The organism is Parafrankia colletiae, from assembly GCF_001854655.1.
Lineage (GTDB): Bacteria > Actinomycetota > Actinomycetes > Frankiales > Frankiaceae > Parafrankia > Parafrankia colletiae.
The window spans coordinates 1-26,227 of sequence record NZ_MBLM01000173.1; the positions used below are offsets into that span (position 1 = coordinate 1).

General features: G+C 69.7%; 27 protein-coding genes and 1 tRNA gene. 8 read left to right on the forward strand and 20 right to left on the reverse strand.

The window, feature by feature from the left end; genetic code table 11:
* Positions 1–243: 243 nt before the first annotated feature.
* The 6 genes from CC117_RS32150 to CC117_RS32170 all read right to left on the reverse strand — a co-directional run bounded on the left by CC117_RS32150 (position 244) and on the right by CC117_RS32170 (position 4,666).
* Positions 244–570 (reverse strand): hypothetical protein, encoded by a 327-nt coding sequence (locus tag CC117_RS32150; RefSeq protein ID WP_071091696.1) that lies wholly within the window; start codon positions 568–570, stop codon positions 244–246.
* A 90-nt stretch (positions 571–660) separates the two neighbouring features.
* Positions 661–1,386, reverse strand: a complete 726-nt coding sequence (locus CC117_RS35605) for a reverse transcriptase domain-containing protein (RefSeq protein WP_084133104.1) — start codon at positions 1,384–1,386, stop codon at positions 661–663.
* Positions 1,387–1,931: 545 nt separating this feature from the next.
* A complete protein-coding gene (locus CC117_RS32155) occupies positions 1,932–2,246 on the reverse strand; it encodes a transposase (RefSeq protein WP_071091698.1) in 315 nt (104 codons plus the stop codon).
* Positions 2,247–2,373: 127 nt separating this feature from the next.
* Complete coding sequence (locus CC117_RS32160; RefSeq protein WP_071091701.1) at positions 2,374–3,378, reverse strand: NADP-dependent oxidoreductase; 1,005 nt, start codon at positions 3,376–3,378, stop codon at positions 2,374–2,376.
* A 65-nt stretch (positions 3,379–3,443) separates the two neighbouring features.
* Positions 3,444–3,878 (reverse strand): nitroreductase family deazaflavin-dependent oxidoreductase, encoded by a 435-nt coding sequence (locus CC117_RS32165; protein WP_071091704.1) that lies wholly within the window; start codon positions 3,876–3,878, stop codon positions 3,444–3,446.
* A gap of 14 nt (positions 3,879–3,892) precedes the next feature.
* On the reverse strand, positions 3,893–4,666 hold the full coding sequence (locus CC117_RS32170) for an SDR family oxidoreductase (RefSeq protein WP_071091707.1): 774 nt from the start codon (positions 4,664–4,666) through the stop codon (positions 3,893–3,895).
* Between the two features lie 115 nt (positions 4,667–4,781).
* Here CC117_RS32170 and CC117_RS32175 point away from each other — a divergent pair, with 115 nt between their 5' ends.
* The 4 genes from CC117_RS32175 to CC117_RS37725 all read left to right on the forward strand — a co-directional run bounded on the left by CC117_RS32175 (position 4,782) and on the right by CC117_RS37725 (position 6,618).
* On the forward strand, positions 4,782–5,384 hold the full coding sequence (locus CC117_RS32175) for a TetR/AcrR family transcriptional regulator (RefSeq protein WP_256385440.1): 603 nt from the start codon (positions 4,782–4,784) through the stop codon (positions 5,382–5,384).
* A gap of 78 nt (positions 5,385–5,462) precedes the next feature.
* Positions 5,463–5,774 carry a hypothetical protein gene (locus CC117_RS37720; RefSeq protein WP_071091713.1) on the forward strand — a complete coding sequence of 104 codons (312 nt, stop codon included), beginning with the start codon at positions 5,463–5,465 and terminating at the stop codon, positions 5,772–5,774.
* Positions 5,775–5,872: 98 nt separating this feature from the next.
* Positions 5,873–6,052, forward strand: coding sequence for a hypothetical protein (locus CC117_RS32185; RefSeq protein WP_071091717.1), 180 nt, complete (start codon positions 5,873–5,875; stop codon positions 6,050–6,052).
* Between the two features lie 380 nt (positions 6,053–6,432).
* On the forward strand, positions 6,433–6,618 hold the full coding sequence (locus CC117_RS37725) for a hypothetical protein (RefSeq protein WP_198542060.1): 186 nt from the start codon (positions 6,433–6,435) through the stop codon (positions 6,616–6,618).
* Positions 6,619–6,894: 276 nt separating this feature from the next.
* On the opposite strand, the gene CC117_RS32195 is transcribed toward CC117_RS37725, so the two are convergent.
* The gene (locus CC117_RS32195) at positions 6,895–8,610 is read right to left on the reverse strand and encodes a DEAD/DEAH box helicase (RefSeq protein WP_071091720.1); all 1,716 of its coding nucleotides are present in this window, start codon (positions 8,608–8,610) and stop codon (positions 6,895–6,897) included.
* A 100-nt stretch (positions 8,611–8,710) separates the two neighbouring features.
* Here CC117_RS32195 and CC117_RS32200 point away from each other — a divergent pair, with 100 nt between their 5' ends.
* The 3 genes from CC117_RS32200 to CC117_RS32210 all read left to right on the forward strand — a co-directional run bounded on the left by CC117_RS32200 (position 8,711) and on the right by CC117_RS32210 (position 11,992).
* On the forward strand, positions 8,711–9,355 hold the full coding sequence (locus tag CC117_RS32200; RefSeq protein ID WP_071091723.1) for a spermidine synthase: 645 nt from the start codon (positions 8,711–8,713) through the stop codon (positions 9,353–9,355).
* A gap of 1,271 nt (positions 9,356–10,626) precedes the next feature.
* Positions 10,627–10,962 carry a hypothetical protein gene (locus tag CC117_RS32205; RefSeq protein ID WP_131803174.1) on the forward strand — a complete coding sequence of 112 codons (336 nt, stop codon included), beginning with the start codon at positions 10,627–10,629 and terminating at the stop codon, positions 10,960–10,962.
* Positions 10,963–11,626: 664 nt separating this feature from the next.
* Positions 11,627–11,992, forward strand: a complete 366-nt coding sequence (locus CC117_RS32210) for a hypothetical protein (RefSeq protein ID WP_071091728.1) — start codon at positions 11,627–11,629, stop codon at positions 11,990–11,992.
* Positions 11,993–12,203: 211 nt separating this feature from the next.
* Here CC117_RS32210 and CC117_RS32215 read toward each other — a convergent pair whose 3' ends face one another.
* Together CC117_RS32215 and CC117_RS32220 are read right to left on the reverse strand one after the other, a co-directional pair.
* Positions 12,204–12,671 (reverse strand): NUDIX domain-containing protein, encoded by a 468-nt coding sequence (locus CC117_RS32215; RefSeq protein WP_071091731.1) that lies wholly within the window; start codon positions 12,669–12,671, stop codon positions 12,204–12,206.
* 4 nt (positions 12,672–12,675) lie between these two features.
* The gene (locus tag CC117_RS32220) at positions 12,676–13,413 is read right to left on the reverse strand and encodes a helix-turn-helix domain-containing protein (RefSeq protein WP_071091745.1); all 738 of its coding nucleotides are present in this window, start codon (positions 13,411–13,413) and stop codon (positions 12,676–12,678) included.
* 194 nt (positions 13,414–13,607) lie between these two features.
* Between CC117_RS32220 and CC117_RS32225 the strand changes: the two genes are divergently transcribed.
* On the forward strand, positions 13,608–14,027 hold the full coding sequence (locus CC117_RS32225; protein ID WP_071091734.1) for a hypothetical protein: 420 nt from the start codon (positions 13,608–13,610) through the stop codon (positions 14,025–14,027).
* Positions 14,028–14,380: 353 nt separating this feature from the next.
* Here CC117_RS32225 and CC117_RS40785 read toward each other — a convergent pair whose 3' ends face one another.
* The 11 genes from CC117_RS40785 to CC117_RS32280 form a co-directional block, all read right to left on the reverse strand.
* Positions 14,381–14,569 carry a HepT-like ribonuclease domain-containing protein gene (locus CC117_RS40785; protein WP_407673624.1) on the reverse strand — a complete coding sequence of 63 codons (189 nt, stop codon included), beginning with the start codon at positions 14,567–14,569 and terminating at the stop codon, positions 14,381–14,383.
* Positions 14,570–14,725 carry a ribonuclease HepT family protein gene (locus CC117_RS37735; protein WP_157905493.1) on the reverse strand — a complete coding sequence of 52 codons (156 nt, stop codon included), beginning with the start codon at positions 14,723–14,725 and terminating at the stop codon, positions 14,570–14,572.
* A 10-nt stretch (positions 14,726–14,735) separates the two neighbouring features.
* Entirely contained in the window at positions 14,736–15,023 is a 288-nt protein-coding gene (locus tag CC117_RS32240; RefSeq protein WP_071091748.1) for a nucleotidyltransferase family protein, read from the reverse strand.
* Positions 15,024–15,088: 65 nt separating this feature from the next.
* Positions 15,089–15,165 (reverse strand) — tRNA-Ile (locus tag CC117_RS32245).
* A 229-nt stretch (positions 15,166–15,394) separates the two neighbouring features.
* Positions 15,395–15,862 carry an adenylyltransferase/cytidyltransferase family protein gene (locus CC117_RS32250; RefSeq protein WP_071091739.1) on the reverse strand — a complete coding sequence of 156 codons (468 nt, stop codon included), beginning with the start codon at positions 15,860–15,862 and terminating at the stop codon, positions 15,395–15,397.
* Positions 15,859–16,938 carry a CDP-alcohol phosphatidyltransferase family protein gene (locus CC117_RS32255; RefSeq protein WP_084133111.1) on the reverse strand — a complete coding sequence of 360 codons (1,080 nt, stop codon included), beginning with the start codon at positions 16,936–16,938 and terminating at the stop codon, positions 15,859–15,861. The genes CC117_RS32250 and CC117_RS32255 overlap by 4 nt, the downstream gene beginning before the upstream one ends.
* Positions 16,935–18,134: a glycosyltransferase gene (locus CC117_RS32260; RefSeq protein ID WP_084133112.1), complete on the reverse strand. Its 1,200-nt coding sequence runs from the start codon at positions 18,132–18,134 to the stop codon at positions 16,935–16,937. The genes CC117_RS32255 and CC117_RS32260 overlap by 4 nt, the downstream gene beginning before the upstream one ends.
* A gap of 383 nt (positions 18,135–18,517) precedes the next feature.
* Complete coding sequence (locus CC117_RS32265) at positions 18,518–20,926, reverse strand: LamG-like jellyroll fold domain-containing protein (RefSeq protein WP_241830606.1); 2,409 nt, start codon at positions 20,924–20,926, stop codon at positions 18,518–18,520.
* A gap of 313 nt (positions 20,927–21,239) precedes the next feature.
* The gene (locus CC117_RS32270; RefSeq protein ID WP_116287961.1) at positions 21,240–21,887 is read right to left on the reverse strand and encodes a hypothetical protein; all 648 of its coding nucleotides are present in this window, start codon (positions 21,885–21,887) and stop codon (positions 21,240–21,242) included.
* A 275-nt stretch (positions 21,888–22,162) separates the two neighbouring features.
* Positions 22,163–23,377, reverse strand: coding sequence for a glycosyltransferase (locus CC117_RS32275; RefSeq protein ID WP_071091754.1), 1,215 nt, complete (start codon positions 23,375–23,377; stop codon positions 22,163–22,165).
* Positions 23,377–26,227, reverse strand: a 2,851-nt coding sequence (locus tag CC117_RS32280; protein ID WP_084133114.1) for an O-antigen ligase family protein, incomplete at its 5' end; no start/stop codon positions are given. The genes CC117_RS32280 and CC117_RS32275, both read right to left, overlap by 1 nt.

The window sequence follows — 26,227 nt, forward strand, 5'->3', positions numbered from 1 at the left end:
GTAGTACCGCCCCCATCTGCCGGGCATGTTCACGCAGCGCCGCCGTCTGCGAGACGATCGTCTCGTTCTTCTTCTGCCGGTCCGACGACACCCGGGCATAAACCGCCACGTTCACCGTTCTCGTCTCCTGTCTGCTGGTCCGTCTGGATTTTCAGCCGCCGAGGTGGAACCAGGACTCCGTACGCGATCGACAGATCCCGGGCCGCGTGGCGGTCGAACACATACTCAAGAGCGATCGCCCGCTCATTCATCCGTCGGACTTCCTGCCTCGGCTGAGACGAGACAGTCCGACAACGCACCGGTCACGAGCGACGAAATCGTCGTGCCGCGGCCCCGGGCTTCCTCGCGTATCCGTTCGGCCAGCACAGCGGGAAGCTTGACCGTGAACACCACCGTCGGTTCAGGCACGACYACCCGCCCACCCGCCGCCGAATCGGCGTAACGCCGGGCCTGCCGCGGCGAAACCCYAAACCGCGCGGACAGCAGAAGGGCGGCGTCCTCGATCGGAACRCCGCCCTCCAGCAGCTGCGCCGCAGCGTTCACCCGCTCGGCGTACTCACCCGCACCCACACGACGACGATCACCCACAGACAGATCAGTACTACCACCTGTGTCGTGACGTCACCTCGACACGCCGAGGCAGTTCCAGACGCCGGTAGCTCAGCGTGACCTCGAACTCGAAGTTGCCAAGTGCGTTGGAGGCGTAATCGGTGAGCCCTGCGGCACCCCTGTGGACCGGTCGGTTACCACGCCGTCGTCGAGAACTCCGATCTTCAGCCACGCGCGGATCAGCCGTAGGATCTGATGGTCCGATACGCGGCGTTCGACCTGGCTCATGACCGCGCGACGGTCGAGGCTGCCGAAACAGTCAGCGACGTCGGCGTCGAACACCCAGGTCCGTCCCCTGTTAACTTCGGCTCGAATAGCCTCACAGGCACCGAGCGGGGAACGGCCTGGCCGGAACCCATGACTGACCGGCAGGAATTGGGCCTCGAAGATTGGTTCGAGTACCAGTTTCGCTGCAGTCATCACGATGCGGTCCCGGACCGTGGGGATCGACAGCGGCCGAGTTTTCCCGGGTTCGCTTTTCGGGATCTCGACTCGGCGTAGTACTGCCGGCCGGTAGCAGCCAGCCCTGAGGTCAGCTGCGATGCCGTGTAGGTACTCCCCGACCCCGAGGCGTTCCACGTCGTCGATCGATATATCATCGACGCCGGGAGCTCCCCGGTTCGACCGCACATCGTGCCACGCACGCCAGAGAACGTCGTCGCGGACGACATGGCAGTACAGCGCGTGGAAACGACGGTCGGGATCAGACTTGGCACAGCGGTAGAGCACTCGCTGGAGGGCACGGACCGAATCCACACCGTCGGCGTGGCGGGTCATTCTAGCCTGTGAGGCACTCAACCCGAGCCTTTCCCTTCAACCAGTGCATCGATGAAGTAGGGGCCCTTCGCTCCCGCCGGGTTGTGTTGTCCCGGCGATCGGCACTACTATTTCCCCCTCCGACTGGCTGCCAGCCGACCGCCATTTCCCGGTTCCCCGGTTATAGGCAGGTCACTCTTTCTGGGCCGCGAACCCAGAGCTGGCGAGCCTCTCTCCAGTTCCCTCGGTCACCTTCCGACCGTTCCGCCCGCCATACGCCGGGAGGTTCATAGGTGTCCGCTCCAGATTCCCAGACACCGTCCGTGGCCTTCGCCCGCAACGGAGAGGCTCGGCTCCTCCTTGTCCCGCTCACGCGGGTTTCATTGACGACGCTACACGGTTCGCTTCATGCTACGGACCGGTCTTTTGCTCATCCCCTGACAGGGACTTTGTCGTTCCGCTTCGACGCCTGGGATCTCTCCCGACGTCGGGAACCAGCTACTGCGGGTTCTGACACCTCCACGGGCCGGACTTTCACCGGCTGGCCACCTCAGGCTTACACCCGRCTAAACGTCTTTTGGCATAGCCGGACTTCTGGACGCACCCGTCGCGAAGAAAATTGTGGCCTTGYGGAGGATGTCGCGTTCCTCTCGGAGTTTCCGGTTCTCTTTCCGGAGACGTTTCAGCTCCTCGCGATCCGCGGCGCTCAGCTCGTCCGCGGTGGCGGTTTCCTCGCACGAGGCCTCCCGGACCCAGTTACGGATCGACTGCCCCGACGGGCCGTAATCCTTCGCTAGTTCCTCGGGCATCCGCCCAGCCCGGACCAGTTCCACCATCTGCCGGCGGAACTCCTCGGTGTACGGCGGTTTTGATCTCGGCACCTGCACTCCTCCCCGGGACCATTATCCCAAAGAGCAATTCACTCCTCAGCCCAGGTGTGAACAGGAACGGGTCAACTTCAAAGATCCCGCATCCCCAAATCCAGACGATCAACGGCCTGACAAAACCCTACGGAAGGTGGACGAGTGTYTTGCCGGTATTAGCGCCGCGCATCATGGACAGGAAGGCTTCGACGGTTTTGTCGATGCCATCGAGGATGGTCTCTTCGGTGCGCAGCGAGCCGTCTTGCAACCAGTCGGTGGCCTGTTGGATGTAGCCGGTGGCGATGTTGTAGTGGTCGCCGACGTTCATGCCACGCAGGGTGATGCGTTTGCCGATGGCGAGCGGCAGGTTGCTCGGGCCGGGTGGGGGTTCGGCGCTGTTGTAGATGGAGATCGCACCGCACAGGGCGATGCGCCCGTGCTGGTTCATCGCGCCGAGCGCGGCTTGGAGGTGGTCGCCGCCGACGTTGTCGAAGTAGACGTCGATGCCTTCGGGTGCGGCCTTGGTGAGCTGGCCGGGTAGGTCGCCTGCCCGGTAGTCGAGCCCGATGTCGTAGCCGAAGTCCTCGACGAGGCGCCGGGCCTTGCCGGGGCCGCCGGCCGAGCCGATGACCTTGGCGGCGCCCAGGCGCTTGGCGATCTGGCCCGCGACTGACCCGACTGCACCCGCGGCGGCGGAGACRAAGACGACGTCGCCTCGTTGGACCGGGGCGACGTGGGTGAGGCCGGCGTAGGCGGTGAGCCCGGTCATACCGAGCGCGCCGAGGTAGGCCTGGGCGGGGGCGAGGCGGGTATCGAGCACCTCGACGGCGGCGGGGAGCAGGGCGTACTCGCGCCAGCCCAGGAAGTGCAACACGGTTGACCCGACCGGCACGTTGTCGGCTCCGGAGGCGACAACGGTCCCGACCGCGTGGCCGGTCATTGCCTCGCCGAGCTCGAACTGTGGGATGTAGGACTCACCTTCGTCCATGCGCCCGCGCATGTACGGGTCGACGGACAGCCAGTCGTTGCGGACGAGGATGTGACCCGGTCCGGGGTCGGCGACCGTGGTGGTGACGGACACGAAGTCGGTTGGTTTGGGTTCGCCGATCGGGCGGGCGGCGAGATGCCAGGCACGGCTGGAGACCGGCATGGGAGACCTCCTGGGTCGCACGGGGAGAAAGACTGCATGGGCGAAAGGGAGAGGGCGGTGCGGGTTCAGGGAGAGCCCAGGAGGAACATCGGCAGCTCCCGGTCGGTGCGGGCGCGGTATTCGGGGAAATGCGGCCAGGCCGTGTCGGCCGTCTTCCACAGTTCCGTCTTCGCGGCGCCGGATACCTCGCGCGCGTGCATGGTGCGGGTGATGGCACCGTCGCGCACCTCGACGAGCGGGTGCGCGAGCAGGTTGTAGTACCAGACGGGATGGGTGGGCGCGCCGCCGTAGGAGGCGACCACGAGGTAGCCGCCGTCGTGCTCGATCCTGATCAGCGGCGTCTTGCGGAGCTTCCCAGTGGTCGCGCCCCGGTGGGTCAGGATGATGACCGGCCGGTCCTCCAGCATGCCGCCCTCACGCCCGTCGGTCGCCTCGTAGAGCGCGACCTGGTCACGGATCCGCCGGAACGGGCTGGGCTCGTACGTACCCGACAAGGTCATGATCGTCTCGGTTTCTAAATGGTCACACCGAGCAGGGTGCCGCCGGTCGCGTCGATGGTCTGACCGGTGATCCACCGTGCGTCGGGGGAGGCGAGGAAGGCCACGACGCCGGCGATGTCGACCGGGTCACCGATCCGGTGGAAGGCCGACAGGGCGGCCATGCGCTCCCTTAGCTGCGGGTCGGCGAGCCAGGGCGCGAGGTCGGTGTCGACGACGCCGGGCGCGACCGCGTTGACGGTGATGCCGCGCGGCCCGAGCTCCTGGGCGAGGGTGTGGGTCAGGACGTTGAGGGCTGCCTTGGTCATCGAGTAGGCGATGGTCATCGGGACGGCGATCCGGGCCGCCGCGGAGGTGATGTTGATGATCCGGCCACCGTCGCGGAGCCGGTGCAGGCCATGTTTGAGGATGAACAACGGTGCCTTGGCGTTGACCGCGAACATCTCGTCGAAGTCCTTCTCGGCGGTGTCGCCGATGGCGGCGTAGGCGACGATCCCGGCGTTGTTGACGACGATGTCCAGGCCTGGCGTGTCGGTGAACTCGGCCAGGCCCCGGTCGAACGACTCCCAGAGCGCCGTGGCGTCGCCRRCCTCCCCGAACTTTGYCCGGATCAGGAACGCTCTGCCGCCGCCGCTCTTGATCGTGGCTACCGCCTGCGTGGCCGCTGCCTCGTCGCTCCCGTAGTGGACGGCGACCAGCGCGCCCTCCCGGGCCAGCCGTTCGGCGATGGCCTTGCCGATACCCCTGCTGCCACCGGTGACCAGCGCGGTCTTGCCTGCCAGCGTCCTCATGCCCACATCCTTCTAAAGCGGTCGCTACAGAATTTGGACTGTAGCAGATTCTCTAGCGGTCGCTACAGAATTTGGACTGTAGCAGATTCTCTAGCGTTCGGTATAGAATGAGGATGTGGTAGCAGTCCGAAGGGGACGACCCAGGGAGTTCGACCGAGCCGCGGCTCTTGATCACGCCCTGGTGTTGTTCTGGGAGCGCGGCTATGAGGCGACCTCCATCGCCGATCTCACGGCGGCGATGGGCGTCGGCGCCCCGAGCCTGTACGCGGCCTTCGGCAGTAAGCGCGAGCTGTTCGACGAGGTCGTGCAGGTCTACGGCCAGACCTACCACGCCTTCATCGCAAGGGCGCTGATCGAGGAGCCGACCCTCAAGGCCGGCCTGGACCGCATGTTGCGCGAGGCCGCGGGGGCCTACACCCGTCCCGACCTGCCGCGCGGCTGCCTAGTGATCAGCGCCGCTGTCAACTGCAACGCAACCGAGGTCGAACAGGCTTTGCGCGCCCTGCGCACCGCCGACCTCGACGCGCTCGAACGCCTCGTCAACGTCGCGATTGACGCCGGGGAACTGCCCGCCGGCACCGACGCCCGCGCGCTGGCGGTATACATCAGCGTGGTCATGCAAGGCATGGCCCAACAGGCCCGTGACGGCGCCGACCGCGGCGACCTTGAAGCGGTGGCCGCCCTGGCAATGCGGGCATGGCCCTGGACCGCGCCCTGAACGTGAGCCGACGGCAGCCATCACCAAGCGCGGCCCGATCTCCGCGGAAACGCTGCACAAGCGGTTGGAAGTCGGCACGTGCACCGCACGCGGCCTGGTCACCCAACTGCGCGCCGACACCCACACCGCGCTCGACGGACAGGCCGACCCAGCGCGACCCCCAGCACGCTCACCGCCCGCGTCGTCCTAGCGGACGCTCTCGGCCGGGCCGACGGCACCAACGAGGCGCGCCGGCTGTTCGACGAGACGATCCCCCGGCTGGGGCACCTCCTCCCCAGCACCAGCCCGGTGCTGCTTTCCGCACTCGGGAGGCGCGCCCGGCTGCTCGCCGCCGTCGGCGCGCGGGACGAGGCACGCGCCCTGTTGGCCGAGGTGGTGGCCACCCGCTAGCGAATCCTCGGCGCAGAGCATCCCGACACCGCCCAGGCCGGGGCGGTGCTGACCACGCTGGCCGGCGACGACTGCTGATCCGGCGCCGGCGGTGCCCTGTGGCCGGCCGGGCCGGGATGCCGGCCGAGCTGCGCACCCCGACGGACGTCGAGATCGACGCGGCCCGCTCCCAGATCGACCAGCTCGTCGGCGGCGGCTACGCGGGCGCCTGCGGCGCGTTCAGTGCGGTCGCGTTAGGACAAGGCCGGGCGCGCGATCCGCGCCCTACCTATCGGTGACCTCGAGGCGACCGCAGCGATCCTGCGCCGGCTCGCCGAGCTGGACCCGCCGGCCGGCGTCCCCGACCTGGCGATCGGCGGCCTCGACGAAGTTGTGGTCCGGGCGTTGGCGGTGGCCACCGACCCGGATCGGACAACGACAGAACGGGCACGAGCTGGAGGCGCGACGCACGGCACTCAGCGCACGGTGTACGTGCTCACAGGCAAGCGGATCCGGAGGGGACTGGCGTGACGACAACGGCGGTACAAGAGGCGGGGAGGGCCCTCCGGCGTATCGAGTCGGGCGGTATCTCCGCTTCGACGCGGCGCAAGTAGCCGACTGGCTTGAGAAGCAGCGGAGCTACAGATCTTGAATGGTCAGGGTCTGGTTACGGGGGTTGATGATCCAGGGGCAGGTCGGTCTGGCCGAGGAAGCCGGTGATGAGGTCGGATCGGTACTGGATGTGTTTGAGCAAGGTCTTGATCGTGGTGGTGAGCTGGTCGACGGTGACGCGGATGTGGTTGCCGAGGTCGCGTTTGACGTGGGCCCAGACGCCTTCGACGGGGCCCGAGGTCGGGGGCCGTAGGCGGGTAGGGGAACCACGGTCAGCCAGCTGGCGTGGCAGGTGAGGAACACGCGCATGGCGGTGCTGCGGTGGGTGTTGAGGTTGTCCCAGCACAGGATGATTGAGGTGGGCCCCGTTCTTCGGACTGTGATCCGGGAACACGAGCCGCCCGCAACAGGCCAAGATCAACAAAAGCTGAGTGGGGATCAGCCAGCGGGCATGCCCACAGCGCTGCCGCGACACGCCCCAGCGTGGCCGCGGCCGGCGCCGGTGTGGTCGGTGAGGGGAAGGGCCGCGTCAGACGGGGCGGCGCGTCCTGCGGGCGGAAGGGGCGGATTTTCCTCGGCGGCTGACGCCGAGCCGCGCACCGGATTCCCGGCTTGGCCGTTCGGCGCGCAGGTTGAGGGGCTGGCCCGCGATGCGGGTGCGGGTCAATGCCTGCTGGGTGTCCTTGGGCAGGTCGGTGGGAAGTTCGACGAGGCTGTAGTCGGCCCGGATGTCGATCCGCCCGAAATCCGCCCGGTCCAGGCCGCCCTCGTTGGCGAGCGCCCCGACGATCTGGCCCGGGGTGACCCGCTGGCGATGCCCGACCCCGATCCGGTAGGTGGCATAGACCGGCCGCGGCCCGCCCGCGCCGCGGGCGGGCCTGTCGCGGGCGGGCCTGTCGCGGGCAGGCGGGGCGATGTCCAGCGGGAGGAGGAACTCCTGCTGTTCATGGCGGGTCATCACGGCCAGCGCCGCGGCGATGTCGGCGAGCGGAACGTCGTGCTCGTGGGTGTAGCCAAGGACCAGGTCCCTGAAGACGGCGTGGGCTGGCGCGTCGAGCGCGGCGGTGATCGCGTCGTGGAACTTCGCGACCCGCTGGGCGTTCACATCCTCCGCGGTGGGCAGTTCCATCTCGGCGAGCGGCTGGCGGGTCGCCCTCTCGATCGCGGCGAGCAGGCCCTTTTCCCTGGGGGTGACGAGCAGCAGCGCCTCACCGCTGCGCCCGGCGCGGCCGGTACGGCCGATGCGGTGGACGTACGACTCCGGGTCGGTGGGGATGTCGTAGTTGACGACGTGGGTGACCCGTTCGACGTCGAGGCCGCGGGCGGCGACGTCCGTGGCGACGAGCAGGTCGAGAGTGCCGTCGCGGAGCTGGGCGATGAGCTTCTCTCGCTGCGGCTGGCTGAGGTCGCCGTTGATCGCCTCGGTGGCGAACCCGCGGCTGCGCAGCCGCTCGGCGACATCCTCGGTTGCCGACTTCGTCCGCACAAAAATGATCATCGCTTCGAACGGCTCGACTTCGAGGACCCGGGTGAGCGCGTCCATCTTGCGCGGCCCGGCGACGGTCAGGAACCGCTGCCGGGTATTCGCGGCCGTGACGGTCCGCGCCCTGACGGTGATCTCAACCGGGTCACGCAGGTACTGCCGGGAGATGCGGCGGATCGGCGCGGGCATCGTCGCGGAGAAGAGCGCGACCTGCTTGGCGTCGGGGGTGGCGGCGAGGATCCGGTCGACCTCCTCCTGGAAGCCCATCCGGAGCATCTCGTCGGCCTCATCGAGGACCAGCATGCGCAGGCCGCCCAGACTGAGCGTCCCGCGTTCCAGGTGGTCGATAACCCGCCCGGGAGTGCCGACGATGACCTGCGCGCCACGGCGGATCCCGGCCAGCTGGGGAGCGTAGGCCTGCCCTCCGTAGACGGGCAGCACATGCAGGCCGGTGAGGTGGTGGGCATACCGGCCGAACGCCTCGGCTACCTGCAGGACCAATTCCCGGGTCGGGGCGAGCACAAGCGCCTGGGTGGAGGTGCTGCGCACGTCGATCCTGGACAGGATTGGGAGAGCGAACGCGGCGGTCTTGCCGGTCCCGGTTTGGGCGAGGCCGACGACGTCGCGGCCCGCGAGCAGGGCGGGGATCGTGCCGATCTGGATCGGCGACGGCACCTCGTAGCCGAGTTCGGTGAGGGCTCGCAGGACTGCGGTGCCGAGCCCGAGGTCTTGGAACGTYTGCTGGTCTTCGGACTCGGTCACACCTGAGGATACGGTTCCTGCGCGGCAGCCCGGTGAATCTGGCCGCCGGGGCCGGGCCCCGCGCACCGCCCAGCCGGTAAGGCACATTCACGGTGGGCCGATGGGTGGCGAGGGCGGACCGTGGCTCGAACTGCTGGCCGGCGATGACCGTCCCGGCGGCTGGCTGATGCTGATGGACCAGGGCCGGCAGCCCTACGTCGATCTGCGCGACCCGGCCTACCTGGACTTCGAGTACAACCAGGGTTTCGCCGACGTGGTCGACGCGCTGCCAGCCGGCCCGCTGTCGGTGACGCACATCGGCGGCCGGGCCTGCACCTTCGCGCGGTATGCCGCGCACGTCCGGCCGGGCTCGCCCCAGCTCGTGCTCGAACCGGACGCGGAGGTGACAGCGCTCACGCGGGCGCGGCTGCCGCTTCCGCCAGGGCACCGGATCCGCGTCATCCCGCACGAGAGACGGGCGGCGGTCCGCGCACTGGGGGGTGACACGGCCGACGTGGTCGTCGTCGACGCCTTCGCCCACGGGCGGGTGCCGGCGACGCTGACGACCGCGGAGTTCTTCGCCGAGGTGGCGCGGGTGCTGCGCCCGGCCGGGATCATGCTGGCGAATCTGCCGGACGGCGGGCGGGGCGAAGGGCGTTACATCCAGCGGGTGACAGCGACGGCGAGGACCGTCCTGCCGAAGGCGTTGCTGCGCGCCGATCCGGCGACGGACCAGCAACAGCGGCAGCTGTACATGCCTGTTTAGCAAGTTTCTGCCCGCCGCGACCGATAGGTCGAACCTATTTACCCCGACCAGAGGCCAACTACGGAGCGTGGTGGGGCGGGTCGGGCTCGAACCCACGACCGACGGGTTATGAGGGACTTTCGGAAACGTCGAAGACGACGGCGGATGCCGCGTGACCTGGGCGGATGCCTTGCGGCATCTGCCGTCGTCTTCGACGGGTTCTCATGGTCCTGCGGACTGGCTGCGGACCGGCTTGAGGCGTCACGGCGCTTCTCGTGCCTCCCATTTCTTTGTCCCGTTTCCCGGTCAGCGCCTTAGCCTGCGCGGGACGCCGGCCGGGTCAAGGGTGGCGCAGCCAGTCCGCAGGACCGCCCGAAGGGCGCCCTTGACGCGGCCGGCGTCCCGTCAGATCCTCGGGCGCCCAGCCGGGGAATGGGCACGCAACGTGAGCGGCTTGGGCAGAGCAGCCACGCTGGATGTCCTTGCCAGACGCATCGCAGGGCTTCGGCAACCCGCAGTCCGAGTAGCTTCCAGCACCCATCATCCGACAGCTAGTTTTCTAGTCCGTCGAGTGGCTCGTCACTCCAGCGAAATGATGCCTCATCTCCGCGAAGGTGAAGCATGAAATCGGAAACCTTGCAGCCATCCGGCTTGACTAACACCACCATCTGGCATATCCGATTCTGTACTACCTCCAACGCATCAACGTCCAGATCACCGTCCGAATCGACCAATGAAACCTCACGATCGAACAGCGGCTTGAGAGCAGCAAAACCGGGTTCTGGCTCAAACCGTCCGACCAACCATGGCTGGTCGGACGTTTCTACATGGATGCGGGCAACTATTTTCCCGCACCTGCGGAGCTGCCAAACATTGGGCTGACTACTCTCGTGACGCATGAAAGAAATTTAAGCATAGACAAGAGGTCTGATGGGAGCTCGCTCGACCACGGGCGACGCCAGCGGCGTGGACTACTCGCTTGTAAGGCACGGAAAGCATCAGGTGTCTCAGGAGTCGGGCCTGCTCGCGCTGTCCGCTGACGTCCGTCGCTATCCGCTGACGTCCGTGGCTGTTGCTACAGCGGTAGCTACACCCGGCGGGCGTTCCGACCACCCGGTTACAAGATCGACTCATTACGTCCGTGGGCGACCACGGACGTCCGTACAGCCTGGCCACTGCCTGCGGCGTTTCCGTCGCCGTCCACGGGCGTCTGCCGTGGTCTGCCGGCTTGGCTGTAGGAAGTTCCACGGCGTGGAGCCGGCGTGACAGGGCGTTTCAGGCAGGATCCGAGCGTGCGGGAGACTGCCCGCATGGGTCGCGGCGTTCGCAATGCTGTGTTGGTCTCGCTCGTCGCATGGCTGTTCTGTCTCAGCGGATGGATCATCTTGCTCGCGGGTGAAGCCGTGCTGGGCTGCCCGCCCCTCATGGAGGATTCCGACTACGGGGAGACTCACTGGACCTGGGCGCCGCCGGGAAACCGGTGTACCTGGTCACTCGCGGAGGGTACGCATGTCGAGTATCCGGCGACGGCAAGGTTCGGCATGCTCGTGCTGTTCGTTTTCTGGCCGGTAAGCACCGTCGTCGTGGCTCGTGCCGCACGGCACGATCGCCGGGACGATGCCGCATAAGTGCCCAGCGCGGGGCCGGATGAAGATGGTGGCATCCTGTTCCACACCGCCCTCCCTGTCGCCAACCGCGACTCGATCCTGAAGTGAAGAGGCGCGGCAGCATCCTGGCCGTCGACCTCCCGGCTACAAGATCGGCGCGGTTCGTCCGTGGGGGTCTGCCGACTTCTGTACAGCCCGGTCGGCGCAATGTCCGATTCTCCAGTCGTCCGCTGACGTTCGCCATCGTCCGTGGGCTTGGCTGTACGAATGGCTGTACCAAGAACACGTCTCTGAACCGCCTGAGCCCGGCGATGGACCTGGTGCGGAGCAGAACGCTGCGACGGGGTGTGACCGTTAGCCGGATGCCAGATCTGCGGATTAAGAGATCATCGGCGGTTCGTCCGCCGGTGTTCGTCGACGTCCGCCGGTGCCGGTCACGGGCTCGACTTCGTCCAGCGGGTCCGTGACCGTCCGCTGCTGTTCGCGGGCTTGGCTGCCACCCTGGCTGCCGTCCACTGCGGCCTGCCCTCCGGGATGGATGGCGGAGCACATCAGAGACACTGTGGGGGTTGGACCAAGTCGGGTCGAGACCGGACGTTGTTTCCCGGCAGCTTCCCGGGAACCGGGGGAGCGCGCGCTACGTCGAAACGGGAAGCCTTTCCCTTTCGACACCGACGGAGAACAGATGTATGTCCTCGCCTCGGCAGGGACGCGCGCGGCCAGCGCGGTCGCCGTCGCCTGCCTGGCCGCGCTGCTCGGCGGCTGCGGGTCCTCGCCCGCGGAACCCGAGCAACTGGGCCCGGCGGTGCCTTACGGGCTCTCCACGCACTGCGGCATCAGCGAGGCGCACTACCAGGACCGCTACTACGAGCTGGTCCCGCCGCTGCACGACGGCAACTTCAACCCGCCGGACGGCTGGGGCAACCCGTCCCAGATCGGCATCCTGACGCCTGTGAGCGAGACGGAGGTCGCCTTCACGGATAACGCCGGACATCGCGTGACCTTCACACTGCGGCCCGGCGCCACCACATGGAAGCGGCTCTGCGACTGACCCTCCCGGCGGACGCGCGGGTCTGGCTCTGACGGCCACGGCTCGCGTCCTCGACGCTGCCGGCCGACGGGGCTCCTGGACACCCGTTGATCCTCTGAGAGGTGTGGGCTGGCGACGCGCCGGCGAGCATGGCGCCCCAGCGCCACGCGCAGCCGTCGCGCGGCGTGGGCCCGCACCCCAGCTTGATCCTAAACAGRCAGATTCGGCAGTCTCATCGGAGTACCGGTGGGCCGTCGACGAGGTAATCGCGGATGCGGATCCGGATGCTGTCGTGCATGGTCAGATCCTCGAGGGCTGCGGGATCGTGGAACTCGACGGCCGTGGACTCGTCACTGACCTGGAGGGTTCCGCTGGTGATGGTGCAGGCACAGCAGATGCTGAACTGCTGGCGTACCTCGCCGTCGTCGTAGGCGAAGACGTGGCCGGGGTCGGAGTAGATGCCGACGATGCGGTCGATGCGTACGTCGAAGCCGGTCTCTTCCTTGGTCTCGCGGGTGACGCAGTCGGCGAAGGTCTCGCCAATGTCCATCTTCCCGCCGGGTAGTGCCCAGTTCCCGGAGTCGCTGCGGCGCTGGAGCAGGATGCGGCCCTGGTCGTCGGCGACGATGGCGGAGCCTCCGACGACCAGGGAGTTCGCGGCGGGAGCTTCGGGGTCGTGGTAGTAGTCGACGCGGCCCATCGGGTCATGCCTCCCGGTCTGCTCGGGCGTCGTGCGGTCTGGTGGTGGGTGCCGTCCAGATGGCTTCGAACTGGTGGGCGTAGCTCTCGAAGAGGCCGGCCGGGCTGTGTCGCTTCAGGTGGAGCATGGGGTGTTGGAAGCCGTGCAGCTTGTACAGGTACGGCGTGACGAGCATCTGGTCGTCGAACCGGTAGAGCGCGTTGTACAGCGGCACCCGGTGGAAGCGCAGCTCGACACCGGGGTTCGACAGCAGGGGCTCGAAGTGACCGACGGTCGACCTGATATGTCCCRGGAGCGTCCCGCCAAGGTTCTCCAGCTCGTCGCGGGCAGCGACATCGGCGCACTCCGGGTCCGCCAAGGCGATGCGGACGCGCATGCCCTGGGCGCGCTTGTCGGCGAGGACTCGGGGTAGGTCGGGGTGCTGTTCGGGGAAGAACAGCATCGTGTAACCCATGAGGTCGATCGTCGTCCCGGCCCGGTCCAGCAGGCGTGACCAGAGCTGCGACGGTGCGTCGGCGCGGCGGGCGTAGGCGGACACGATTTCGCTGGTCACGAGGGAGCCGGAGGCGCTGGCCGCGCTGGCTTCGGGCCAGAGTTCCTCTTCGGAGCGGCCGAGTGCGTCGGAGGCCTTCCACCGGTGCCGGGGGTGGGGAAGGCGTCCCTTCAACCAGCGCTGCACGGTCTTGGGGTCCACGCCGACTGATCGCGCAAGGGTCTCGATCTCCATACCGCTCGATGCCATGGCCACCCGCAAGTGTTCGTTGGTTCCCTGGGCCGCCACTGTCACRCCCTCCCGCCGGGGACGTTACGGACAGCGTCATAGACGTCCCAAACGTCCTCGATCGGCGGTAGGGACGTCTCGTCATCTGATCGACGCTCAACGTCACCGCAAGGTGCGCGACAGAGCAGGACGGACGGCGAGGGGAGCCGCTGCCCATGAAGGCGGAAGAACCGGTCTACGGGCTCGTACGGTTCGAGGGCGACGGCCAACGGGTGCGGGAGGTCGTGCTGGCCCTACTCGACCGCGATGCCGCCTACGACGACGACCCGAAAGGTGACCCGCCGCTGATCCTCGCGGACTACCGGCGGGCCCTGGGCACGGTCCTCGCGCTGGATCCATCACCGCTGCTCGTCGCCGGACGATGGGTCACCGCCCAGGAGGCCCCGGCGTTCACGGCAGGACAGCAAGCAGGGCTCGACGGCGCCGTCGTCGCCATCGGCGAGACCTGGCGCCCGGAACTCCTCCGCCGGTTCGACGACGACACCCGGAGCACTCGGCGGATGCTGGGCACTCGGCGGACACCGGCACCGCCGCCGACGTCGCCATCGTCGATTCCGTGCGTCCGGGACCGATGACGTCGGCGCTGGCCGGCCACCATGGTCTGCTCTCCCCTGCCACCGCTCCGCCGTCCCACGGCACACCACACCCCCGGAAGACATCCGATCACAGCTCCGGCCGCTGCTGGTGGTCGACGGTGACGGGGAGGTAGTGGGCTCGTTCGTCCGGTCGGAGTTCGCCCGTGCGCATGGACGGGCGCATATGCGAGTGGCGGAGCCCCTGACCCGACGGCCGGTGTGGGACGAGGATCTCGGCCGGCGGGAGTCCTGGCAGATCGACACCGACTCGTGCGTGCACCAGCGGTGGTCGCCGTGATGGATGATTTACAGGGTGCCTACAGGCATCTGCAGCATCGCCAGCACCACCACCCCTAACCCCGGGACGCTATGTCCTCGAGGATCCTCCGGACCTCTCCAGCCAAACGTGGCACGTCGACGCTCGCAGCGCTCCACAAAATGTCGAGGTCAACCGCAAAATAGTCGTGCACCACACGGTGGCGCATCCCGACGATTCCCCTCCACGGAACCTGAGGGTATCTGTTGGTAATCTCCGGAGAAATTCATGATGAGGCTTCGCCGATCACCTGTATCAGATACGTGAGGACAATCTGCACATCTTCGTCGGTGTCGTACCGTTCGCGGCCACGTCGTACTYGGTCCTCGATCTTCGCGGCCRCCTCAAGAATATCTGCCAGCCGTTCCTCATCCCGCCGCACGCCCTCTCCCTCAGACCGGTACGGCTTCGGTGAGAACGCGGTCACGAATACGCAGTTTGAGTCCGCCTTCGGTCGCGACCTGGGTGAACACGCCCAGCAGATCCTCCACCGCCAGCGCGAAGGCGGCCATATCGAAGTACCCATGGCCAGGCTCGACGTCGATCAGCAGGTCCAGATCGCTGGACGCCGTCGCCTCACGGCGGGCCACGGAACCGAAGACGCGCACATTGCGGACGCCGAAGCGATGGCCCAGAGCGATGATCTCCTCGCGGTGCAGGCGCACGTCGTCAAGCGTCACCGGGGCCCGTTCGGCCACCCTCCGCTCTGACGACACCATCAGACCTCCGACCTTCATGGGGAATCTGGTGGGGCGGGTGGGGCTCGAACCCACGACCGACGGATTATGAGTCCGCTGCTCTGACCGGCTGAGCTACCGCCCCGGACGGGCCACCGTGGGTGCGGCGGCCGCCTCCCAAGAGTAGCGGTCGCGCTGGGTGCGGTCTGTGGGGCGGGTCGGAGCACGCCCGCCGCCGCGTCGATGTCCGCTTCGAGGAAGGGGTTGATGGCGGCGAGGGCGAAGTGCGGTGCGCACGGCGGTGGCGGCGGCCGGGACTGGGGACGTCCCGGCCTGCTCGATTGTCTGCCCCGACCGGCTGGTGCCGCCCCGGCTCAGCTCTCGCCCGATGTCGCTGCTCGGCCGCCCGTGCCCACCCCGGTGCCGCCACTGGGCTGGCTGAGAAAGCGTCGCAGCAGGGTACTGGACGTATGGATCGTGTACGGGAAGTAGATCACCCGCGCGCCGACCGTGGACAGGTCCGCCTCGAGTTTTCGACCCCTCGTCGTGCCCCGCCAGTCGTCGCCTTTGAAGAGGATGTCGTAGCGGACCGTCGGCCACATGTCGAACTTGTCGCGGTGCGGGTCCGCGACGACGTCGTCCACCATCCGCAGGCTGCCGACAATCTCCATACGTTCACTGAGGGGCACGACTGGTGGACGTCCCTTGACCGCGAGCACGACATCGTCGGTCACCACTCCGGCCACCAGGCGGTCGCAGGCGTCCCGGGCGCGACGGATGATGTTGAGGTGGCCGATGTGGAACATGTCGTAGGCGCCTGGGACGTAACCGACGACGGTCATCGGCCACCTGGCCCGACCGTCGTCGTGGTTCTTGCGGCCGCTGTATCCGCACCTGCGGGGCTCCCGGCCGTCGGCACCACCGCGGGTGACCGTCGCGGGAGGACCGCTCCTGTGGTTCCGGAGGCCGCGATGACCGGGACGGTTCCCGAGGGGTCCGGGTCCGGGTGGCGCGAGGGATTCAGGCCACCCGGGCGTGGCGTCGAGGCCCCCAGCGCGGACATCGCACGGTAGCCCCGGGCCAGGGCCCCGAGCAGGTAGAGGGCATTGGCTGCGGCGAGGGCGGCATAGGTGACGGCGAAGGGCGCGCTGAAGGCGCTGCCGGCGCCGAGCAGGACGAACACCAGGCACAGCAGGCCGTAGTCGCTCGGCAGGACGAGCAGCGACCGCCAGACCGGCGCGTGGACGGCCCCAGCCCCCGCGCCGGCCCCGACCGAAGCCGCGGCCCCAGTCCCGGCCCCAGCCGAAGCCCCGGCCGCAGGCGCACCCGCGTCGGCGCCGGCGAGGCGCAACCGGCGGAGGAAGTCGCTGAGGATCATGGAGAAGAAGGTCGCCGTGGCGATGACCGCGAAGGCCAGCGGGATCAGGAGGTAGGCGCCGCGCCCGAGGGTCGAGAACCGGAAGCAGGACACCGCGACCGCCAGGTGCAGCAGGGGGATCTTCGCGGAGTCGACGACGTGGTCGAGCCACTCCCCTACCGGTGTGCCTCCGCCGCGCAGGCGGGCGAGCTGGCCGTCCGCGGAGTCCAGGGCGTAGCCGAGCACCAGTGCGAGGCAGACCGCCAGCCCCACGGGCGCGCTGGGACGGACGGCCGCGAGCACGGCGATACCGCTGAAGGTGAACAGGCCGCTGATCGCGGTCACCTGGTTCGGGGTGAGCCCGGCGGGATGGGCGGCGGCGGCGAGCAGCCGGCCGAGGCGACGGTTCACGAACCGGGAGTAGGCCGGCGCTCCCTTCGGCGACTTCTGCGCGGACCGCAGCTGGTCGAGTGCCTGCCGGAATCCCTGCGGCGGGGCGTTCACTGCCGCCTCCGCCGCCGTGGACGGGTGGCCCGCTCGAGGCAGGCTGCTGGCCGTCATCGGTAGGCCTCGACGCCGTGGCCGTGACCGTGACCGTGGCTTTGACTGTGACTGTGGCTCTCGGAGGAGCGGCGGAGGGAGCTGGCCAGGGTCGGCCGGTCGTGTCCGTCCCGGCCGGCGAGCCGCAGGCAGAGTTTCTCGTAGCCGATGGCGACCTCGTCCCAGTCGTATTCCGAGGCGGCGCGGTCCCGGGCCCGTGAGCCGTAGTGTTCGCCGATCACCGCGTATTTTTCGGCTGCTTCCAGGAGTCTCGCCAGTTCGGCGGGTTCGGTGAAGAAGAAACCGGCGTCGCCGAGCACCTCCCGGTTGAACGGGTTGCCGGTCGCGATCACGGTTGTGCCCGCCCCCATCGCGCGTAGCAGTGACGGGTTGGTTCCGCCGACGCTGTGCCCGTGAAGATAGGTCAGGCTGGCGGCGTACAACGTGTTCAGGAGTTCCTGGTCGTAGATCCCACCGAGGGACATGATGCGCGGGTCGGAGGCGAGGAGCTGGTCGAGTCGGCGGGTGTGATCCGTGGGGTAGGGATTTCCACCGACGATGACAAGTGGATGTTGCGAGCTGCTCGCCAGATAGCCGCGGGCGATGAGGTCGATGTTGTTCTCCGGTTCCAGGCGGGCGACGACGAGGTGGAACTCCTTCGGGCGCAGTCCGAGCCTGGCGACCTGCGCGGTCCCGGTCGGGCCGAGCAGCGGTGCGCCGTAGGTGAGCACGGTGGACTCGGCCTGGAACTTCCAGCGGTAGTAGTCCGCGATGGCGGTGCTGTCGGCGATCAGGTCGTCCGCCCAGGCGACCGCCAGGGCCTCGGCCAGCAGGTAGTACCGGCGGCCCGCGCCGGCCCACTTGCCGCGACGCCACTCCAGACCGTCGACGTGCACGGCGACCGGGATGCCGCGCACCCTGAGCAGGGGTAACAGGGGGGCGTTGGCGGCGTTGAAGACCAGTGCCACGTCCGGCCGGTGCCGCATGGCGTGCGCGGCGCTCAGCGCGGTGTGGCTGAGGGTCTCYAGCGATCGGCGGCGCATCGCCGGGAGTTCCACGCGCCGCATCCCGAGAAACTCCTCCTCTCCCTCTCCTCGGCAGTAGACCGTCACCTGGTGACCCAGGTGGACGAGTCGCCGCCCGAYTTCCTCCACCGCAGTTTCGAAGCCGCCGTAGTTCGCCGGCACGCCGCGTGTGCCGAGAAAAGCAATGCGCATCGCCAGTCCTCGCGTTCTCCAGGACATGCGTGCCCGCGCGCGAACCCGACCGTGCCACCGGGGGATGTCAGGGATCTCTCGCCGCGCCTGGATCGTCAGCGCTTCACACGACGCGAACACTCCAATATTTCCTGATGAATCCATCGTACACACATAATGCATCTCCCGTTAATTCCGTCAGCACTCAAACCTTCAAACAAGAAAAGGCTCCTTGATTGTCGACCGAACTGCGCACAAAAGAAGATGGAGAATAAGACGGGCGAGCTGTTTTTAGCAGCCCCGGTACGCGCTTTCTCGGCCGGAACCACCCAGCCCGCGGCTCCGCGGTTACCGCGGAGCCGCCGGGCCGACGTCCCTCTGCCGGCCCGGCGGCCGAGGTCCGGCTACCCGCCGGTGCCGGCGGCGCGGTGGGCGGTCACCTCGGCGGGGGTGAGCGCACGGTTGTAGATCGCCACCTCGTCGATCGAACCAGCCAGGAAGTTGCTGCTGGGACGGTTCGGCCAGAATCCGAGGTCATCACCGCCGACTCGCCAGTAGCCGGGGTAGGACTGGGCCGAGGTCGTGGTGGTGTCCTGGGCGACGCGGCTGCCGTCGACGTAGAGCGCCAGGCCCGCGCCGGAGAGGGTCGCCACCACGTGGTGCCAGCGGCCGTCGTTGTAGGCGCCGGGGCTGGTGATCGTCCGGAAGCCGTTCGGGTTCACGCCGAAGGTGAGACGTCCGTTGTCGGCCAGGTAGAGGTGCCGGTCGTAGGTGAAGGACGTCCCGGTGCGGCTGCCGCCGAAGYCGATGATCTTCCCGCCCCTGGTGGACGTCGTCTGGAACCAGGCTTCGACGCTGAAGGTGCTGGGGCCGGGCACCGGTGTGGAGGTGGCGGCGAAGCCGTTGCTGGCGCCGTTGAAGGTCGAGGCCGTGTTCGGCTCGCCCGCGATCGCGCCGGCCGCGCCGCGGGTCACGCCGCTGCCGACGGTCAGGTCCGCGGACCCGGCCCAGTCGAAGGAGGCGGTGCCGGATTCCTCGCCGAGACGCCAGTAGTTGCTGGGGGTGCTCCCCAGCACGGTCTGCGCGTAGGCGCCGGACGCCTCCCGCGGAACCGTCACCGCCGCGCTGGTCGGGCCGGCGACGGTGTTGCCGAGCGGGTCGGACACCTGGATCCGGTAGGTGTGGGTGCTGCCGGGGGCCAGGCCGGTGTCGGTGAAGGTGACCGGCTTCGACTCCCAGAACCGGGCCCGGGCGGTGACCGACCCCACCGGGTTCGCCGTGTTCCCGTCCCGCACGACCCGGTAGGTCAGCGCCTCGTTGTCGTTGTCGAAGGTCGTCGTCCAGCTGAGGCGCGCCGCTCCGCCGCCCAGCGGGCGGACGGTCGGGGTCAGCGCGGCGGCGTTGTACTGCGGGCCGACCCGGTTCGGCGCGGCCGTCCTGATGGCGAACCGGACGAGGCCCTGCTGCGGCGCCCCGTTGACGGACGGGAACTCGCCGCCGAGAGTCAGGTAGCGACTGTTCCCGGTGATCGACCAGGCTGCCTGGTTCTGGCCGGTGACGGTGCCGGCGGCGAGCCGCGGGTACCAGGTGAGCTGGGTGGGGGCCGGCTGGCCGGCGAAGTCGGCGTAACCGATCAGGGTGTTGCGCGCGACGGTTCCCGTCGCCGCGGCGGTGTGGGCGAGAGCCCGGTAGTACGACCAGGGTTCGGTCTGCCCGAACGCGCCGATGTTGCCGCAGAAGTGGGCGTGACCGACGTTGTACACCACCCCCCCGACGCCGAAGCTGTCATAGGTGTCGCCGTGGCAGTCCTCGAGCCAGACCAGGTCGCCGGTGTCCGGCCTTGCGGCGAACGTCCCCTCCAGGTTGCCGTTGCTGGCCGAGGAGACCCAGCCGGAACCGTAGATGTTGGTGCCGTCGGTGCGCAGACTGCTGATGCTCGCGCGGTCGCCGGAGTTGCGGACGACGCGGCTCGCGGCCCAGGGCAGGGCGGCACCGGTGGTGGCGTCGACGGCGCCGAGCCCGGCCGCGGCCGTGCCACTCAGCCTGCTGAACTGGCCGCCGACGATGACCCGGGAGTGGTCGGGGGTGACCACCAGGGCGTTGACCTGGCCGTTCTCCGCCGCCGGTGCCCAGGCCAGCAGCGCTCCGCTGGTCGCGTCGTAGGCGGAGAGCCGGGAGCGGGTGTTGCCCATCGCCGAGGCGTAGACCCCGCCGGCGTACAGGACGGTGTTCGTCGCGGACAGCGCGCGCACGGATGCGGCGGCACCGCCGCCCCAGCTGGTGGCGAGGGACCCGTCCACGGTGTTGAACGCCGCGATCCGGTTGCGGCCCTGCCCGTCGACGGCGGTGAAGTCACCGCCCACGTAGATCCGGCGGCCGTCGGGGGTGGCGGTGATGGTCCGGCCCTGCGCGTTGAGGGTGTGGGTGAAGCCCGCGATCAGGGTGCCGGTGGTGATGTCGTAGGCGAGCAGGTTCCCGCGCGGCGTCTCGCTCGTGCCCGGGGCCGCGCCGGCGGGCCGGGCGGCGCTGAAGCTCCCGGTGGCGTAGACGGTGTTGCCGACGACCACCTGGGCCCAGACGACGCCGTTCACCTGCACCGTCGGGAGCGCGTCAGCGCTCACCGTCGCGGGAGTCCACGGATCCGGCGGCGCGGTGTCCGCCCGCGCGCCCGGCGGCCCCAGCAGCGCGCCCGGCGGCCCCAGCAGGACGGACACGCCCGTGCCGGCCACGGCCAGGACGACGGCCGAAAGCACGCCGACCAGCCGCCCGGTGACGGCTAATGCTCCGCCTGTCGTTGCTTTCCGTTCCCCCACCCACATCACGCTCTTCCTGATCCGGCACGGCCGGTACCGCGCGCGGAATTGTTGTGCGACAAATAGGCATTCCCTCGTATTGGAGGGCACCATACCCAGGTTCAGGCACTCGCACAACCGACGCGGTTTGGGCAGATCAGTGCACGTGAAATCCCGCCGGGGAGACGGTCCTCCGGGCCACTCGGGCCGCGGAGAGGAAGGCAGCCGAACCAACCGCGGTGGGCATCCGTGAATCAGGAGACCTTTTTGCTGCCCACCCGGCGGTGAAACCGAGGAGAAACTCCTCCCGACGAGAACTGCCGACGGGCTACCGTCAGCCGACCGGACCGGTGAAGGAGACGGCCGGCTTCGCCGCGTCGTAGCTGACGACGGTCGTCACCCTGCTCCGCTGCTCCTCGGGGACGAGGAAGACGTAGACGCCGCTCGCGGTCTGCCCCGGCTGGAGCGCGCCCGCCAGCGGCCTGGCCGCCGGCCCGGAGTCAGGCTGGGCCGGCAGATCCCCCGCGCCGTAGGAGACGGTGACGTTGACGGCGTCCAGATCGACGGCCCGGCCGGACACGTTGCGCAGGGCGAGGGTGAAGGCGACAGCGGGCTGGCCGGTGAACTGGCCGGGCCCTTCGCCCTGCGAACGCACCGGCTCGATCCCGGTCACCGAGACGGCCACCTCGCCGCCCGGCTCCGCCTGCGTCGTCGCCGCGAGCGGGGCAGGTGTGGCGGGTGCGACAGGTGTGGCGGGCGCGCCGAACGGGACGGCTGCGGCGGTGCGCTCCACCACGCTCGGCACCGTGGCCAGCGAGGACGGGGCGGTCGGAGCGGCGGCCCGCCCCGTGCCCGGCTCCGAGTCGCCGCTGCAGCCGGCCAGCAGGAGGAGCACCGCCGCCCCCGACATCGCGACCGCCGACGCGGCGCGCTGTCGCCTCCGCCGCAGCGGCAGCTCCCCCGCCGCCCGCCGCCACGCCACCCGCCGTTTTCTCTTCGTTCCGGGCCGCCTCATTGCATCCCCTCCCCCAGCTGGCCGCATATCGCCGTGGCGGCCCAGCTGTTTAACGGTGGGCGGGATCATCTCGATCTCCGCCACACTCCCGCGGCCCGCCCGGCGGCGCCGCGGATATCCGGTGCCCGGAATCAGTGACGGATCCCGGTACGCACGCGGGGCACCCTATTCTGACGGCGACACCGAATCCAGCATGCGTTATTTCGACAGCTGGGCCGCCGCCTCCAACAATGAACAACGAATCACCAACGGGGCGTTGGTGGGGTGTCGATGAGTCCATCGACAAGCCTGGAAATCCTGGCGTGATACTGCTCCGTGCTGAATCGGTCAGCGGCGTCGGCGTGCCCGGCGGCGGCCAGCCGAGTGGCCAGTGGCCAGTCGTCGAGCAGGCGGCCGACCGCCGTCGCCAGCGCCACCGGGTCGTCGGGGGGGACCAGCAGGCCGGTGCGCTCCGCGGCGACGATCTCCAGCAGCCCCTGTGTCGCGCTCGCGACCAGAGGGCGTCCCGCCAGCAGGGCCTCGACCGCGACGTTGCCGAAGGGCTCGACCCGCGAGGGCACCAGGACGATGTCGGCGGCGTCGAGGAACGGCCCGGTGTCGGGCTGGAAGCCGTGGAAGTGCACGTGGCCGGCGAGTCCCGGGGCGTCCGCGAGCCGCCGCAGCTCACGCTCGTACCACTCGTAGCCGTCGAAGGTGCTGCCGACCAGGTCCAGGCGGACGTCCCGGCCGGCGTCCCGCAGCCGCAGCGCGGCGTTGATCGCGACATCGGTGCCCTTGCGGGGTGAGAGCCGGCCGACGACCAGCAGCCGGCACGGCCGGCCAGGACTGCCAGAACCGCCGGGACCGCCGGGACCGCCAAGGCGGTCGGGGCGGCCGGGGCGGTCGGGCGGCAGTGCGCGCACCGGCCCGGCGGGGCCGGCCACGCCGTTGTGGACCAGCCTGGTCCGCCCGGCCAGCGCCGGAACGTGGTGGGCCAGGATGTGCGCGGCGGCGGCGCTGTTGACCACGACGATCCGCGCGAGCAGCAGCGGGGCGGTGAGCACGACACCGACGAGCCGACCGGTCCGCTCGGCCTCGTGCACGTGGACCAGGCAGGGCACCCGGCACAGCCGTGCCGCCACCAGCCAGCTGGGAATCGTGAGCGTGTTGACGTAGACGGCGTCCGGGCGGATCCGACGGATCACCCCGGTCAGCCGGCCCACCGCGACGGCCATCCGCGCGGCCAGGCCGAGCGCCCGGTCCGGCCGCAGATAGTGCTTGCGCAGCACGGGGATGTCGATGGCGCGTACCTCGGCGCCGGCCCGGGTCAGCAGCGGCCGCAGCGGGCCGTCCCCCGGCAGCACCACGACCGCGCGGCCGCCGGTGGCGATGACCGCCCGTACCGAGTCGAGCAGCATCCGGTCGGCGCCGTAGAGCTCGGCCGAGGCGTGCGCGAAGAGAACCGTGCGCCCGGCCATCAGGCCGACCCGGCTGGGTACCGCGCCGCCAACCCCGTTGGCATCCGCGTCGGCAGTCGCGCTGGCAGTCGCGTCGGCAGTCGCGCCGGCAGTCGCGCCGGCAGTCGCGCCGGCGGGGCGGTCGTTCGGCCGGGGCGCGGTGGCGGGCGCAGCAACGCGCCCGTCCACCCGACGATCACGGCCAGCAGGATGTTCGCGACGTTTGCGGGCGCGGCCATGTGCTCGGCGGTCAGTCCGTCCAGGAGCAGGAAGAGGAGCAGGGCGATCAGCAGGGTCAGGTCGCCGCGCCGGGACGACCGCGGCCCCGCCCGGCGCCACAGCCGCAGCAGCGCGGACACCAGGGCACCCAACAGGGCCAGCCAGAGCAGCGCGCCGATCGCGCCACCGTCCACCAGCACGTTGATGAACGCGTTGTGGCCGCCGCCGAGGCCGATCTGGTCCAGGAAGATCCCGCGGGACGCGGTGAGTCCCCAGCCGGTCAGTGGCCTGTGCCCGAAGGCATCCAACGCGAGAGACCACAGGTTGGTGCGTTCGTTGAGGGTGGCCAGCTTCTCGGTCGACTCCCCGCGGGCCAGGTAGGTCAGCACCGTCGCCGACGAGGTGGTCACGGCGATCAGGGTGAGGACGCCCGTCACGACCAGCAGGTCGAGCCGGCGGACGGGCCGAGCCCCCATGATCATCGAAATCAGCGCGACGACCACCGCGGCACCCAGCGCACCCCGGGTTCGGGAGGCGAGCAGCCCGGAGCCGACGATGACCAGCATCAGCTGGTATGCCCGGTCCGGCCAGATCCGGTGCGGCCGGCCCGCGTGCGTCAGGTACACGGCCAGGATCACCGTGGCCGCGCCCAGGTAGATCCCCGCGACGACCGGGTGGACGTACAGCCAGGTGAAACGTCCCGCGGTCGTGGTGCTCACCGGCGGGAACCGGTGGACGGCGCCGAACAGCACCGAGGCCGTGACCAGTGCCGCGAACGCGTGGGCCAGGCCGTGCAGCTGGGCGCGGCTGGCGTACCGCGCGGCGGTCTGGGCGATGGCGATGGTCAGCAGCAGCTGCCCCGCCCGCACCACTGCCAGGCCTCCGTACGGCGACCAGAACGTCGACAGCACGCAGTAGCACCCGAACACCCAGGCCAGGACGACGACGGTGGCGTTGCGGCGCTGGGCGGGCGAGCGGGCGACGGTCAGCAGCAGAACGGCGCCGATCGCCGCGTACACGGCGATCTCCAGCAGAACGAACAGGTCCGGACGGCCGGAGACGGTCTCCTCCCGGGCCCGCATCCGGACCTTGTAGTCGCTGGCGAGCATGAGCGGGAGGACGACGCACGCCAACGTCCAACGGTTCCCGCCCGGCAGCAGCCGCGGCAGCCGCGTTCCGACTCCCGCAGCCCGGCCGTCCGCCACCCATCCCGCCGCGCCCGGCCGCCGTACCGCCGCGACCACCACCCGTGCCGCCGTACCCACCGACCGTGCCGCCGCCATGCCCACCGCTCGTGCCGCCGCGTCCGGCAGTGGGTGTGGACGTCCCGCGCGGCTGACCAGAAGGTGCAGGAACAGCGCGCTCCCCGCCCGGGCCACGGCCAGCCCCGCCGGTACGGCGGCCGGATGACCGGCGTCCAGGAGCAGCACCGCCAGTGCGACGCCGACGAGCGCGTCCGCGAGCCAGGCCAGGAACACCGTCCTGGTGCGCCGGCGGGCGACAAGGGCACTGCCGGCCGGCAGTCCCAGGGCGAGGGCGCAGGAGTAGGCCGCCCAGGCGAGCACGGCGGCGCGCGGCACCACGATGTCCGGCCCGACGAGCAGCCGGGTCAGCGGGTCGGCCAGGAGCACCGCGACCGCGCCGACCAGCACGGTGGCACTGATCAGGGCAGCGCTGGCCCGGCGGGCCTGGCGGGCCTGGCGGGCCTGGCGGGCCTGGCGGGCCTGGCGGGCCTGGCGGGCCTGGCGGGCGGCGTCACGGTCCGCCGCGGTGTCACCGTCCGCCGTGAACGTCGGCAGCAGGACGTTGCCGGCCGCCGCGACCACCGTCTGCGCCGGCGCCAGCAGCAGCCGGGCCGTCTCGATCTGCCCGAGCGCCGCGCGCCCGGCGAGGGCGCTGGTCAACGCACGGGCGGTGAACAGCAGCGCCGGGGTGAGGCCGGCCTGCAGCGAACGCCATACCGCGAAGCCGGCCACCTGCCGCATCAGCTCCACCCGGGGCCGCCCGGGACGCAGTTCGGCGAGCGGCAGCTGGACGAGGGCCAGCAGGATCGCGGCCGCGGCGCCGACGGCCATCGCACACACGACGGTGGGCAGGCTGACCGTCGACCCCGCGGCGGCGGTGACGGCGAGCGTGAGCAGGGTGACGCCGACGTAGGTCGCGTCGTTGAGGGCCAGCGCCCAGAACCGCAGCCCGGACATCAGGGCCCGGCGTCCGAGCTCCTCGGTGAGCCAGAGGACCACCAGCCCGGCATAGGCAAGGCCGGCCCCCGGTGCGAGCCCGGCCGGCCCGACGGCCACGCCGTAGCCGACACCCGCGGCGCACGTCGCCAGGGCGGCGTGGGTGGCCAGCAGCACCCCGCGCACCCCCGGGTCGTCCCGGCCGAGCACGGTCAGCGAGTCGCCGACGAAGGCCGTGTGCAGCGCCGTGCAGAGAACCAGACAGGACACCAGCAGCACCAGCGAGCCGAAGCTGTGGACGCCGAGCGCGCGGACGGCGACGAGCTGCACCACCAGGCTTCCCCCGGCGTTGACGGCCTGTGACACAACCGCCCCCGCCGCCCGGCTGCCGACAGCCCGCCGACCGGACACCCGCCGCCACCGGGACGCCGGCGGTGGCGCGGAGCCGGGCGGTGATGCGGAGCCGGGCGGT